This is a genomic window from Streptomyces sp. NPDC013317 (genome assembly GCF_055563155.1).
Window position 1 is genome coordinate 207,889 of record NZ_JBVHDX010000007.1, and the last position, 12,352, is coordinate 220,240.

Consider the following 12,352-nt stretch of genomic DNA (forward strand, 5'->3'; position numbering starts at 1 on the left):
ACGTCGCCCCCGGCGGGGCGGCGACCGCTGGCCGCATTCGGGTGCACCGCTCAGCGCTGACCGCCGCCGAGGTCCGCCGCGGAGGCCACCACGACCCCGTACAGGTCGGCGATCGTCGCGAGCGCACCCCGGTGGAGCTGTTCGGCGGATACGCCTGCGACCGCCGTCCGCAGCGGGCGGGTCGCGCAGGCGTCGGCGACGACCGTGGGCCGGTTGCCCCGCAGGAACGCGCCCTCCGCGGTGAACGTCACGCACATGTGCGTCATGAACCCGGCGACGACGACGTCCTTGTGCCCCGCGGCGTCCACGTGGGCGGCCAGGTCGGTGTCGACGAAGGCGTTCGGGACCTTCTTGACGACGACCGGCTCCCCCTGGACCGGGGCCACGCTCGGGTGGATCGCGCCGATGTCCTCACGGATGTCGTACGGCGTGCCCTCACCGCCGTCGTTGACGACATGCACGACCTTCGCCCCCTCCTCCCGGGCCCGGGCGAGGAGCGCGGCGGCGGAGTCGAGCGCGGCCTGCCAGCCGTCCAGCTCCATCACGCCCCGCGTGTAGGTGTTCTGGTAGTCGACGAGGATCAGCGTCGCGTCGGAGAGCGACGCGGGCGTCTGGTCGAAGCCGTTGAGTTCGCGCAGAGTCGTGGTCGTACGAGTCGTACCCATGGATGGAATACCCCCTGGCTCGGGCTGTTTCGCTACGTCTGAAACGCTATGGTCGACCGCGCGGCGTCGGCAATGTCGCCCGACTTGCAGATACGGACATCGAGATGAGCCAGGTGGAACGACTGATCGTCATCGTCCTCTTCGAGGGCGTCGATCTGCTGGACGTCACCGGACCGCCGGAGGTCTTCGCCCTCCTGCGCCGCGAGACGGAGGACGCGTCCGGCTACCGCGTCGTCCTCGCCGCCGAGACCATCGACCCCGTCACCACCTCCGCGGGCGTACGGATCGTCCCGGACGTCACCTTCGACGAGCTGCTCGGCGCGGCGGACGCCCGCGGCATCGACACCCTCCTCGTCCCCGGCTCCGTCGAGGTCGACGACCGGCGGCGGGTCCAGGCCCTCGCCGAACCCGCCGTCGTCGAACGGGTGAAGGCCCTCGCCGGGCGGACGCGCCGGGTCGCGTCCGTCTGCGTGGGAGCGCACATCCTCGCCGCCGCCGGCCTCCTCGACGGCAAGCGCGCCACCACCCACTGGTCGACCGCCCGGCAGCTCGCCTCCGACCATCCGCTGGTCGAGGTCGACGCCGACCCGATCTTCATCCGCGCGGGTGACGTGTGGACGGGCGCGGGGATCAGCGCCTGCCTCGACCTGTCCCTGGCCCTCGTCGCCGAGGACTTCGGCGAGACGGTCGCGCTGCGGGTCGCCCGCCAGCTCGTGATGTACCTGAAGCGCCCGAGCGGCCAGAGCCAGTTCAGCGTCCCCCTCGAACCCCTCTCCACGACCCGGCGCATCGAGGACCTCCGCCACCACATCACCCGCCACCTCGACGAACCGCTCACCGTCGACGACCTCGCGGAGTACGCGCACGTCAGCAGCCGCCAGCTGACCCGGATCTTCAAGGAGGAACTCGGCGTGACCCCTGGCGTCTACGTCGAGTCCGCGCGCGTCGAACGAGCCCGCGCGGCGCTGGAGACGACCGACGCCACCCTCGAACGGATCGCGTCCACCTGCGGCTTCGGCACGACCGACACCCTGATCCGAGCCTTCCGCCGCCGCCTCGACACGACCCCCACGGAATACCGCCTCCGCTTCCGCACGTCCCCCGGGCACCGGACGGCCCCGGCCCCGGGCTGAGGCTGGCCACGGGCGGTCCGGGCCGGAAACCAGGGAGCGGACCGCCCCTCGCCGCGTAACCTGGCCGCATGTACGGAGCCCACAGCAAGACCTCGTTCGTGTGTCTGCCCTGCCGGGCCTCGTACAAGCAGCCGTACGGCGACCCGGACAGCCGTGCCCGGCGACGCTGCCCGCGCTGCGCTCGGCCGCTGATCCACGTCGGCTCCGCCTTCGCCCCGCCACGCAGACGGGACACGGCCGCCTGGCGCACACTCTCGGTGCTGCTGAACGCGGGAGTACGGTTCCACAAGAGCTGCTGCGGAGGGCCGGGATACCGGCCCCGGACCATCGGCGAGGTCCGGGAACGGATGGCACACGCACGGAGGACGGGCGAGCCGTTGGCCCGGTCGCTGGTCCGCCGCGACGTGCACTGAACGACCGGCAGTGACCGTCGCCGCGACCGGCGTGGGTGTCCCGGCCCGTCGGCCATGACTCCCCTACGGCACCCGCACCCGCCCGTACATCACCATGTCCCGTCGTTCCCCGCCCACTTCCTGCCAGGACCGCAGCAGGCCCTCCCGGGCGAAGCCGGCTCGTTCCGCCGTCTTCGCCGAGGCCTCGTTCCAGGGTTCGACGAGCAACTGGAGTCGGGGGATGCCCAGTTCGCCCATGGCCCACGCGCTCAGCGCCGTCAGCGCCGCGCCGGCCGCGCCCTCGCCCCGGCAGGAGGGGGCGACCCAGTAGCCGACGGTCGCGCGGCCCTCGGGGAGGTCGCGGAGCCAGAGGCCGATCATGCCCGCGGGGCGGTCGTCGCGACGGCGGACGATGACGAAGGAGTAGCCCGCGCCCGACTCCGAGCGATGCCACTGGCGGCGTACGAACCCCTCGCCCTCCGCCTCCGAGTACACCGGCGGGACCGTGGTGGTCAGCGGGATGTACGGGTCCGTCGACGCCTCCTCCACGAGCGGGAGGTCCGCGCGTTCCCAGGGGCGCAGGTCGTACGCCCCCGCGGGCAGCCGCGGCACGTCGAGGCTCACATCGTCCCCAGATAGGCCGCGAGACGGTCGTACTCCTCCTTGACCCCTGCCTCCATCCCCGTCGCCAGCGCCTGGTCGCGGATCTCCGAGGACGGCCAGATCGATGTGCTGGTGAGCGCCGTGCCGCCGTCCGGGGTGTCGTCGAAGGTGAGGGTGACATGGACCGGGGGCCCCGGCATGAGCTCGAAGACCTCGGTGTAGACGAGGCGCTCGTTCGGGACGATCTCCTCGTACGTGCCCGAGAAGACGATCTCCCGTCCGTCGGGGGCCTTCTGGCCCCAGCGCCACGCGCCGCCGACCCTGAGGTCGACGTCGGAGATCACCGTGGGCAGGGCCGCCACGCCGTACCACTGACGCACGTGCTCGGGTTTCGTCCACGCCTCCCAGACACGGGCGGGCGGGGCGTCGAAGGTCCGGGTGATGACCAGCTCGCGGTCGGCCGGTGTCGTCAGCAGCGTGATCATGGATCGCTCCCGCCTTCCGAGAGGCTCCGCTTCCGGGAGGGGCTGACCACCCCCACCCCACCAGCATCACCCCGAACGCCCGAGGGCGGCACCCCCAGCAGGGGTGCCGCCCTCGGTCGCGTACAGCGAGGAACTACCGAGCCGAGGCTCAGAAGTCCATGTCACCGCCCGGCATGCCGCCCGGAGCGGCCGCGGAGGCCTTCTCCGGCTTGTCGGCGATGACGGCCTCGGTGGTCAGGAACAGCGCGGCGATGGAGGCCGCGTTCTGCAGGGCGGAACGCGTCACCTTCGCCGGGTCGATGATGCCCTCGGCGATGAGGTCGACGTACTCGTTGGTCGCGGCGTTCAGGCCGTGGCCGACGGGCAGGTTGCGGACCTTCTCCGCCACGACGCCACCCTCGAGGCCGGCGTTGACGGCGATCTGCTTCAGCGGGGCCTCGAGGGCCAGCTTCACGATCGCGGCACCCGTGGCCTCGTCGCCCGAGAGGTCGGCCTCGAGCTTCTCGAAGACGTTGGAGGCCTGGAGCAGGGCCACGCCACCACCGGCGACGATGCCCTCCTCGACGGCCGCCTTCGCGTTGCGAACGGCGTCCTCGATGCGGTGCTTGCGCTCCTTGAGCTCGACCTCGGTCGCGGCACCGGCCTTGATGACCGCAACACCGCCGGCGAGCTTCGCCAGGCGCTCCTGCAGCTTCTCGCGGTCGTAGTCGCTGTCCGAGTTCTCGATCTCGGCGCGGATCTGGTTGACGCGACCGGCGACCTGCTCGCTGTCACCGGCACCGTCGACGATCGTGGTCTCGTCCTTGGTGATGACGACCTTGCGGGCGCGGCCCAGCAGGTCGAGGCCGGCGTTCTCGAGCTTGAGACCGACCTCCTCGGAGATGACCGTGCCGCCCGTGAGGATGGCGATGTCGTTCAGCATGGCCTTGCGGCGGTCGCCGAAGCCCGGAGCCTTGACCGCGACGGACTTGAAGGTGCCGCGGATCTTGTTGACGACCAGGGTCGACAGGGCCTCGCCCTCGACGTCCTCGGCGATGATCAGCAGGGGCTTGCCCGACTGCATGACCTTCTCCAGCAGCGGGAGCAGGTCCTTCACGGAGGAGATCTTGGAGTTGACGATCAGGATGTACGGGTCGTCCAGGGACGCCTCCATACGCTCCATGTCGGTGGCGAAGTACGCCGAGATGTAGCCCTTGTCGAAGCGCATACCCTCGGTGAGCTCCAGCTCCAGACCGAAGGTCTGGGACTCCTCGACGGTGATGACGCCTTCCTTGCCGACCTTGTCCATCGCCTCGGCGATGAGCTCGCCGATCTGGGTGTCGGCGGCGGAGATGGAGGCCGTGGAAGCGATCTGCTCCTTGGTCTCGACATCCTTCGCCTGCTCGAGCAGGGCGCCGGAGACGGCCTCGACGGCCTTCTCGATGCCACGCTTGAGGGCCATCGGGTTGGCGCCGGCCGCCACGTTGCGCAGGCCCTCGCGGACGAGCGCCTGGGCGAGGACGGTCGCGGTGGTCGTACCGTCACCGGCGACGTCGTCCGTCTTCTTGGCGACTTCCTTGACCAGCTCGGCGCCGATCTTCTCGTACGGGTCCTCGAGCTCGATCTCCTTGGCGATGGACACACCATCGTTGGTGATCGTGGGGGCGCCCCACTTCTTCTCGAGGACGACGTTCCGGCCCTTGGGGCCAAGGGTGACCTTGACGGCGTCGGCGAGCTGGTTCATCCCGCGCTCGAGACCGCGCCGTGCCTCCTCGTCGAACGCGATGATCTTGGCCATGTGAAGTGGTCCTCCCGGACATGGGGTGGATAACGCTCCAGGACCGCGCCGACGCCCGCGACGGACGGCCTGCGTGCCCTGTGGTTCCTTGCCCCACCTGGCCGCGGACCTCGTCTGCCCGATCCTCGTAAGCACTCTCACCTTCAGAGTGCTAACGCCAATGATTAGCACTCGGCCCATGCGAGTGCAAGCGACTCCCACAGATCGAGAGAGGCCGCCGCCACCTCCCCGCGCACGCACGAGGGGTCCGCATCCCGGTCAGGATGCGGACCCCTCGGCGTGAGAACGCGTGAGTGCGTACGTGGTGGCCGATCGCGCCGTGCTCAGACGGCGAGCTTGACCATGTCCGCCTGCGGACCCTTCTGGCCCTGCGAGATCTCGAACTCGACCCGCTGACCCTCTTCAAGGGTGCGGTAGCCGTCCATCTGGATCGCGCTGTAGTGGACGAATACATCCGCACCACCGTCGACCGCGATGAAGCCGTAGCCCTTCTCCGCGTTGAACCACTTGACGGTGCCCTGAGCCATGCCTAACTCCCCTATTACTGGCCCTTGCGCGGGACCGCACTTCGCGACCCCGGGTCAGACCCTGCGCCGGAACGCGTCGACCGCGGCTGAATGTATCTGCCCAACTGCCCTCTGCAACAGGTCAATCGGGCGAGAATTCTGGGCATGGCGTAAAGGAGAATTGAGGAGAATTCACTGAATTCCGGGGCAAGTCGGGCCCGGCAAAGCGCGCAGAAAGGTACACAACGCACGTGCACTTTGGCTGCTTCTTGTCGCGTGCGGGCGCATTCTCATATGCGTCTGGCACGAGCAGCGGGGGAAAGCCGGGGGGACTTCCCCAACTCTACCGCGCTCAACCATGCAGAATTGCCCCCTCCGCTTCTCTCGCGGAAGGGGCAATTCGGTTACGCCGGGTAACGCGGGGCGCCGAGACGGCCGGGCCGCCCGCACCGCGCCGGACGGTCAGCCTCCGGCGACGGCCGGGATGATCGAGACGCCGGCGCCGTCCGGCGTCGCCGTCTCCAGGCCCTGCTCGAAGCGGACGTCGTCGTCGTTGACGTAGACGTTCACGAAGCGGCGCAGCTTGCCCTGGTCGTCCAGGACACGGGCCGCGATGCCCGCGTGGTTCTTCTCCAGGTCTGCGATGACCTCGGACAGGGTCGCGCCCTCGGCGGCGACCTCGGCCTGGCCGCCGGTGTAGGTGCGGAGGATGGTGGGGATGCGGACCTTCACGCTCATGGGGTGTTCACCTTCGGTGGCTTCGGGCGGGGCGGGGGCTGGGCGGACGAGGACGGGGTGGCGGGGTGCGGGCGCGGCCGGGTCACCGGCCGGTCCCGCACCTCGGCGGTCGCGGGCGTCAGCCCGCCAGGCCTGCCTCACGGAACGCGTCCAGGCTCGGGCGGATCGTCGCGGTCGCCTGCGAGGTATCGGCCACCGCGTCCAGCGTCTTGAGGCCGTCACCCGTGTTGAGTACGACCGTGGTGAGGGCCGGGTCGATGAGGCCGGCCTCGACCAGCTTCTTCGTCACGCCGACCGTCACACCGCCCGCCGTCTCGGCGAAGATGCCCTCCGTGCGGGCGAGGATCTTGATCGCCTCGACGACCTGCTCGTCGTCGACGTCCTCCACCGCGCCGCCCGTGCGGCGGGCGATGTCCAGGACGTACGGGCCGTCGGCCGGGTTGCCGATCGCCAGCGACTTGGCGATGGTGTTCGGCTTCTGGGGCCGTACGACGTCGTGACCGGCCTTGAAGGCGGCCGACACCGGCGAGCAGCCCTCGGCCTGCGCGCCGAAGATCTTGTACGGCTTGTCCTCGACGAGGCCCAGCTTGATGAGCTCCTGCAGACCCTTGTCGATCTTGGTGAGCTGCGAGCCGGAGGCGATCGGGATCACGAGCTGGTCCGGGATCACCCAGCCCAGCTGCTCGCAGATCTCGTACGCGAGCGTCTTGGAGCCCTCGCCGTAGTACGGACGCAGGTTGACGTTGACGAAGCCCCAGCCCTCGCCCAGCGGGTCGCCGATGAGCTCGGAGCAGAAGCGGTTGACGTCGTCGTAGTTGCCCTCGATGCCGACCAGCTCACCGCCGTAGACGGCGGCCATGACGACCTTGCCCTGCTCCAGGTCGTGCGGGATGAACACGCAGGAGCGGAAGCCGGCGCGGGCGGCGGCGGCGCCGACGGCGCCGGCCAGGTTGCCGGTGGAGGAGCAGGACAGCGTGGTGAAGCCGAAGGCGCGGGCCGCCTCAAGGGCCTGGGCGACGACGCGGTCCTTGAAGGAGTGCGTCGGGTTGCCGGAGTCGTCCTTGACGAAGAGCTTGCCGGGCTCGACACCCAGCTCACGGGCGAGGTTGTCGGCCTGGACGAGCTTGGTCCAGCCGGGGTTCAGGTTCGGCTTCTCTGCGACGTCGGCCGGGACGGGCAGCAGCGGGGCGTAGCGCCAGATGTTGGCGGGGCCCGCCTCGATCTGCTTGCGCAGCGCCTCGGGGTCACCGGTGGGAAGGTCGTAGGCGACTTCGAGCGGGCCGAAACAGAGCTCGCAGGCGAAGATCGGGCCGAGCGGGAAGACTTCACCGCATTCCCGGCAGGAAAGGCCCGAAGCGGGACCGAGATCGACGGTCCGGGAGGTTTCGGTGGAAACAGTCTGTACAGCCATGGAGGCGAGGCCCTTTCTCCTCATCTTTCCCATGACGAATGTCGTCATGAGACGGATTTGGCACCTTCCCTAGCCGGGAGCCTCGCTGGCGCGTGTGTCGCGGACGAGACCGACTGGAGGGTTGCCGGGGCTTCAACGGGCCGTTTCCCTCTGCCCCTCTGGATGAGCGGTATTCGATTGTGTGAAGCGGTTGTCAGACGCGGGTGGGACCCCGACATGCATCGGGCATCCGCGTTGTTCAAGACTGTAACCGAAGGCCCGGAGGGTTGAACCTGCCGTCCGAACCGCGAGATGGAGATCACGTGCTGGAGGAAGTGGAGCGCTGGCTGGGCCGGCGGTCCTGGTCCGTGGCGGACCGTTCGCTCGACCGCATTCTGGCGGCGAAGCACGGGACGACGGTGAGCGTCGTCCTGCCCGCACTCGACGAGGAGGCGACGGTCGGCGACATCGTCTCCGTGATCCGCCGGGAGCTGATGACCGAGGCGGTGCCGCTCGTGGACGAGCTGGTGGTGATCGACTCCGGTTCCACCGACCGTACGGCGGAGTTCGCGGCGGCGGCCGGGGCGCGCGTCGTGGCGCGCGACGCGATCCTGCCCCGGATTCCGGCCGTGCCCGGCAAGGGCGAGGTGCTGTGGCGGTCACTGATGGTGACGCGCGGGGACATCGTCTGCTTCGTCGACGCGGATCTGCGGGACTTCTCCGCGGACTTCGTCACCGGGATCGTCGGCCCGCTGCTCACCGAACCGGACGTCGACTTCGTGAAGGCCATGTACGACCGTCCGCTGGGCGACTCCCCAGGTCAGGGCGGGCGGGTGACCGAGCTGGTGGCACGGCCGCTGCTCAATCTGCACTGGCCGCAGCTGGCCGGCTTCGTCCAGCCGCTCGGCGGCGAGTACGCGGCGCGGCGCTCGCTGCTCGAACGGCTGCCGTTCCCGGTCGGTTACGGAGTGGAGCTGGGCCTGCTCGTGGACGCGCTCCACACGGTCGGCCTGGACGCGCTCGCCCAGGTCGACGTCGGCGTCCGCAAGCACCGGCACCAGGACGGCCGCGCGCTGGGCAGGATGGCGGCGGCGATCTACCGGACGGCGCAGCTGCGGCTCTCCCGCGGGCATCTCGTGCGGCCCCGGCTGACACAGTTCGAGCGGGGCGACGACGGCTTCACCCCGCGGACGTACGCGGTGGACACCGAGGAGCGGCCGCCGATGATCGACATCGCGGAGTACACGCACCGCCGCGTGGCGTAGCGCCGGATGATGATGCTTTTTGCATACATTTCCGTTCCATGCCGTTCACCCCACGAATGACCACGTTTCCGGCGGCGCTCGGCCTCGCCGTCGGCTCCCTCGGCTCGCTCACCCTCGCCGCGGCCGGTCCGGCGGCGGCGGACGTGGTGGAGCCCTTCGGCAAACGCTACGAAGCCTCGCTGTACGGCGACTTCACGACCATCGGCGCCACCGCGGCCGTGACCGCCGGCACCGGGACGGGCTCGGGGGCCGAGTCCGGCTCCGGGGCCGAGTCCGGGTCCGGGTCCGGCGACGAGCCCGGCTCCGGGACCGGCTCCGGGACCGCCCGCGTCATGATCCCGGCCGGCGCCAAGGTCGCGTACGCCCGGCTCTTCTGGGGCGGGCACGACGGCACGTACAGAACGGCCAGTGGGGCCCTGGCGAAGCGGTGCGCCGGCTCCGGCCGCGAGGCCGCGACCACGTCGGGCGACCACGCCACCACCGAACCGCGCATCAAGGTCGGGGCGGGCCGGGAGACGACGGTCTCGATCGACAGCATGGTGACCGACCCGGCCGACATCGGCGGCGCGCATCACTACACGGGCGAGTCGGACGTCACGGCCGCGTTCGCGGGCGTGAGCGGTACCGACGCGACGGTCGCGGTCGGCGGCATCTGGACGGCGCGGGGCACGGGCTGTGTGGCGGGCTGGTCCCTGACGGTGGTCCACGAGTTCCCCGGCCCCGAGCCGGCCTTCGCCCCGGAACGGCGGGCCGTCCGCGTCTACGGCGGGCACGTCCTCCAGCGGCCCACCTCCCCCGCGACCACGGTCGCCGTCGACGGCTTCCACCGGACGGCGGGCCGGGCGCGGGCGAGCGTGACGGCCTACGGCGGCGGGAACGCACCGGGCGCCACCTTCCTCGTGGACGGCAGGAGCGTCACCGCGGCCCACCCCTCCGGTGGCACGGGCGCCTCCCTCGTCACAGCGTTCGACATCCCGGAGGGCACCCTTCCGGAGGGCGCCCGTTCGACGGAGCTGACGTTCACCCCGACGGGCGACACGTACGTGCCCTCCGCGCTCGCCTTCTCCGTACCGGTGCCTGACCTGGAGATCACCAAGACGGCGAACCCGCGGAAGGTGAAGCCCGGCGACACCGTCACGTACACGATCACGGCGAGGAACACCGGCCGCCTCGACCATCAGGACGCCCGGTTCGGCGACGACCTGACGGGCAACCTGGACGACGCCGTCTACAACGGCGACGTGAAGGCGTCGATCGGTACCGCGACGTACGACGGGCGCTCGATCGCCTACACGGGCGACATTCCGGCGGGCGCGACGGCGAGGATCACCTACTCGATGACGGTCGACGACCCGGTGCGCGGTGACGGCAGGCTGACGAGTGGCGTCGAGGCCGCGTCGCCGCGCACCAACTGCGGTCCGGGCAGCGAGGATCCGGCCTGTGCCGTGACCCCGGTCATCGCCCTGCCGAAGCCGAGCGCGACGCCCACACCCACACCCACACCCACGCCGACTGCTACGACCACCGGGACCGAGACTCCGGCTCCGACCCCGACCCCGAAGCGGACGGACCCGGTGGACCCGAAGGCCGCGGAGGGCCCGGAGGGTCCGGACGCCACCGCATCCCCCTCGCCGACAGGGGATCCGACGCCGACCCCGTACCCGTACCCGGATCCGAGCGAGCCCGAGGTCGGCCTGCTCGCCGCCCCCGCCACCCACGCGCCGCGCGCCACAGCCCCCCACGGCCCGCACGGCCCCGGCGGCACGATGGCCGAGACCGGATCGAGCGGCGAGCGGCTGTGGCTGCTGGCCGGTCTCGCACTGGCCATGGCCGCCACCGGTGTGGTGGCCAAGGCGGCCCTCCGCGGGCGCCGCGAGCCATGAGGCGTGGATTCGCCAGACTTGTATACGTACGTTTGAGCGTTTACGTGACGGGCTAGGTTCGCGACATGGCTTCTGTGCTCGTGGCGTCCAACCGGGGTCCGGTCTCGTACGCCCTCGCCGCCGACGGGACGCTCACCGCCCGGCGCGGCGGGGGCGGTCTCGTCTCCGGGCTGAGCGCCGTGTCCTCCCAGGACAGCGTGTGGGTGTGCGCGGCGCTCGGCGACGGCGACCGCGAGGCGGTGCGGCGCGGGGTGACCGAGCCCGGTGTGCGCATGCTGGGAATCGCCCCCGAGGTGTACGCCGACGCGTACAACGGGATCGCGAACTCGGTGCTGTGGTTCCTCCACCACCATCTGTACGACGTGCCCCACGAGCCGGTCTTCGACGCGGAGTTCCGGCGCCGCTGGGAGTCGTACCGCGCCTACAACCGGGCCTTCGCCGAGGAGCTGGCGGCCCGGGCCGACGAGGGCGCGGCGGTCCTGGTGCAGGACTACCACCTGGCGCTGGTCCCCGGGCAGCTCCGCGAGCTGCGGCCGGACCTGCGGATCGGCCACTTCACGCACACGCCGTGGGCTTCGCCGGAGTACATGCGGATGCTGCCCGAGGACGTCCGCGAGGAGCTTCTGTGGGGGATGCTCGGCGCGGACGAGCTCGGCTTCCACACCTGGGGATGGGCGTCGTCGTTCGTCGCCGGCGCGCATGTCGACAGCGCGCGCGGGTCGGCGGACGGATCCACGCCGAGCGGTGATCCCTGGCAGGGGGTGCACCACCGCAAGGCGGGGGGAGAGCCGCGGCGCACCCGCGTCCGGGTCCATCCCCTGGGTGTCGACGGCGACGACCTCCGCTCGCTCGCCCACACCCCCGAGGTCGACGACCGGCTGGCCGCGCTGCGGGCCGAGATCGGCGACCGGAGGACGATCGTGCGGGTGGACCGCACGGAACTGTCGAAGAACATCGTCCGTGGCCTGCTGGCGTACCGGGAGCTGCTCCGCGAGCGCCCGGAGTGGCGGGGCGGGGTCGTCCACCTGGCCTCGGCGTACCCCTCACGCCAGGACCTGGAGGTCTACCGCTCCTACACGGCGGCGGTCGCCCGGCTCGCGGAGGAGATCAACACCGAGTTCGGCACCGACGACTGGCAGCCGGTGCTGCTGTCGGTGAAGGACGACTTCCCGCGCTCCCTCGCGGCGTACCGGCTGGCGGACGTGGCGCTGATCAACCCGGTCCGCGACGGGATGAACCTGGTGGCGAAGGAGATCCCGGTGGTCTCGGAGGCGGGGTGCGCGCTGGTGCTCTCCACGGGCGCCGGCGCCTACGACGAGCTGCGCGAGGACGCCCTGACGGTCAATCCGTTCGACGTCTCGGAGACCGCCCGCGCCCTGCACCGCGCGCTGACGATGCCCCCCGCCGAGCGCGCGGACCGTTCGAAGCGCCTGGCCGCCGCCGCGACCGCGCGGCCGCCGCAGCGGTGGTTCCTGGACCAGCTGGACGCCCTGCGTCGGGCCTGACCGACGCGCC

12 protein-coding genes and 1 riboswitch are annotated in these 12,352 nt (G+C 70.9%); of the genes, 5 read left to right on the forward strand and 7 right to left on the reverse strand.

Translation table 11 applies throughout. From position 1 onward, the window contains the following. Nucleotides 1-50 precede the first annotated feature (50 nt). A complete protein-coding gene (locus tag ACZ3IJ_RS20270; protein WP_467470029.1) occupies nucleotides 51-665 on the reverse strand; it encodes an isochorismatase family protein in 615 nt (204 codons plus the stop codon). Between the two features lie 104 nt (nucleotides 666-769). Between ACZ3IJ_RS20270 and ACZ3IJ_RS20275 the strand changes: the two genes are divergently transcribed. Both ACZ3IJ_RS20275 and ACZ3IJ_RS20280 read left to right on the forward strand, forming a co-directional pair. Next, nucleotides 770-1,798 carry a GlxA family transcriptional regulator gene (locus ACZ3IJ_RS20275; RefSeq protein ID WP_467470031.1) on the forward strand — a complete coding sequence of 343 codons (1,029 nt, stop codon included), beginning with the start codon at nucleotides 770-772 and terminating at the stop codon, nucleotides 1,796-1,798. 68 nt (nucleotides 1,799-1,866) lie between these two features. Further along, a complete protein-coding gene (locus ACZ3IJ_RS20280; RefSeq protein ID WP_467470033.1) occupies nucleotides 1,867-2,211 on the forward strand; it encodes a deoxyxylulose-5-phosphate synthase in 345 nt (114 codons plus the stop codon). A gap of 63 nt (nucleotides 2,212-2,274) precedes the next feature. Here the strand turns inward: ACZ3IJ_RS20280 and ACZ3IJ_RS20285 are convergent, their stop codons facing one another. The 6 genes from ACZ3IJ_RS20285 to thrC form a co-directional block, all read right to left on the reverse strand. Beyond that, on the reverse strand, nucleotides 2,275-2,814 hold the full coding sequence (locus ACZ3IJ_RS20285; RefSeq protein ID WP_467470035.1) for a GNAT family N-acetyltransferase: 540 nt from the start codon (nucleotides 2,812-2,814) through the stop codon (nucleotides 2,275-2,277). Beyond that, nucleotides 2,811-3,278, reverse strand: coding sequence for an SRPBCC family protein (locus ACZ3IJ_RS20290; protein WP_467470037.1), 468 nt, complete (start codon nucleotides 3,276-3,278; stop codon nucleotides 2,811-2,813). Before ACZ3IJ_RS20290 ends, ACZ3IJ_RS20285 begins: the two co-directional genes overlap by 4 nt. A gap of 148 nt (nucleotides 3,279-3,426) precedes the next feature. Next, a complete protein-coding gene (gene groL, locus ACZ3IJ_RS20295; RefSeq protein ID WP_352191606.1) occupies nucleotides 3,427-5,055 on the reverse strand; it encodes a chaperonin GroEL in 1,629 nt (542 codons plus the stop codon). A gap of 323 nt (nucleotides 5,056-5,378) precedes the next feature. Beyond that, nucleotides 5,379-5,582, reverse strand: coding sequence for a cold-shock protein (locus tag ACZ3IJ_RS20300; RefSeq protein ID WP_005315736.1), 204 nt, complete (start codon nucleotides 5,580-5,582; stop codon nucleotides 5,379-5,381). A gap of 441 nt (nucleotides 5,583-6,023) precedes the next feature. Then, entirely contained in the window at nucleotides 6,024-6,299 is a 276-nt protein-coding gene (locus ACZ3IJ_RS20305; RefSeq protein ID WP_352191605.1) for a MoaD/ThiS family protein, read from the reverse strand. 118 nt (nucleotides 6,300-6,417) lie between these two features. After that, the gene (gene thrC, locus ACZ3IJ_RS20310) at nucleotides 6,418-7,710 is read right to left on the reverse strand and encodes a threonine synthase (RefSeq protein WP_383225932.1); all 1,293 of its coding nucleotides are present in this window, start codon (nucleotides 7,708-7,710) and stop codon (nucleotides 6,418-6,420) included. A 17-nt stretch (nucleotides 7,711-7,727) separates the two neighbouring features. Beyond that, nucleotides 7,728-7,879, reverse strand: a riboswitch (SAM riboswitch). A 133-nt stretch (nucleotides 7,880-8,012) separates the two neighbouring features. Here thrC and ACZ3IJ_RS20315 point away from each other — a divergent pair. From ACZ3IJ_RS20315 to ACZ3IJ_RS20325, 3 genes are all read left to right on the forward strand, one after another. Further along, on the forward strand, nucleotides 8,013-8,954 hold the full coding sequence (locus tag ACZ3IJ_RS20315) for a glucosyl-3-phosphoglycerate synthase (protein WP_467470040.1): 942 nt from the start codon (nucleotides 8,013-8,015) through the stop codon (nucleotides 8,952-8,954). 56 nt (nucleotides 8,955-9,010) lie between these two features. Continuing rightward, nucleotides 9,011-10,837 (forward strand): DUF7927 domain-containing protein, encoded by a 1,827-nt coding sequence (locus ACZ3IJ_RS20320; protein WP_467470042.1) that lies wholly within the window; start codon nucleotides 9,011-9,013, stop codon nucleotides 10,835-10,837. Nucleotides 10,838-10,902: 65 nt separating this feature from the next. After that, on the forward strand, nucleotides 10,903-12,342 hold the full coding sequence (locus ACZ3IJ_RS20325) for an alpha,alpha-trehalose-phosphate synthase (UDP-forming) (RefSeq protein ID WP_467470044.1): 1,440 nt from the start codon (nucleotides 10,903-10,905) through the stop codon (nucleotides 12,340-12,342). Nucleotides 12,343-12,352: the final 10 nt, after the last annotated feature.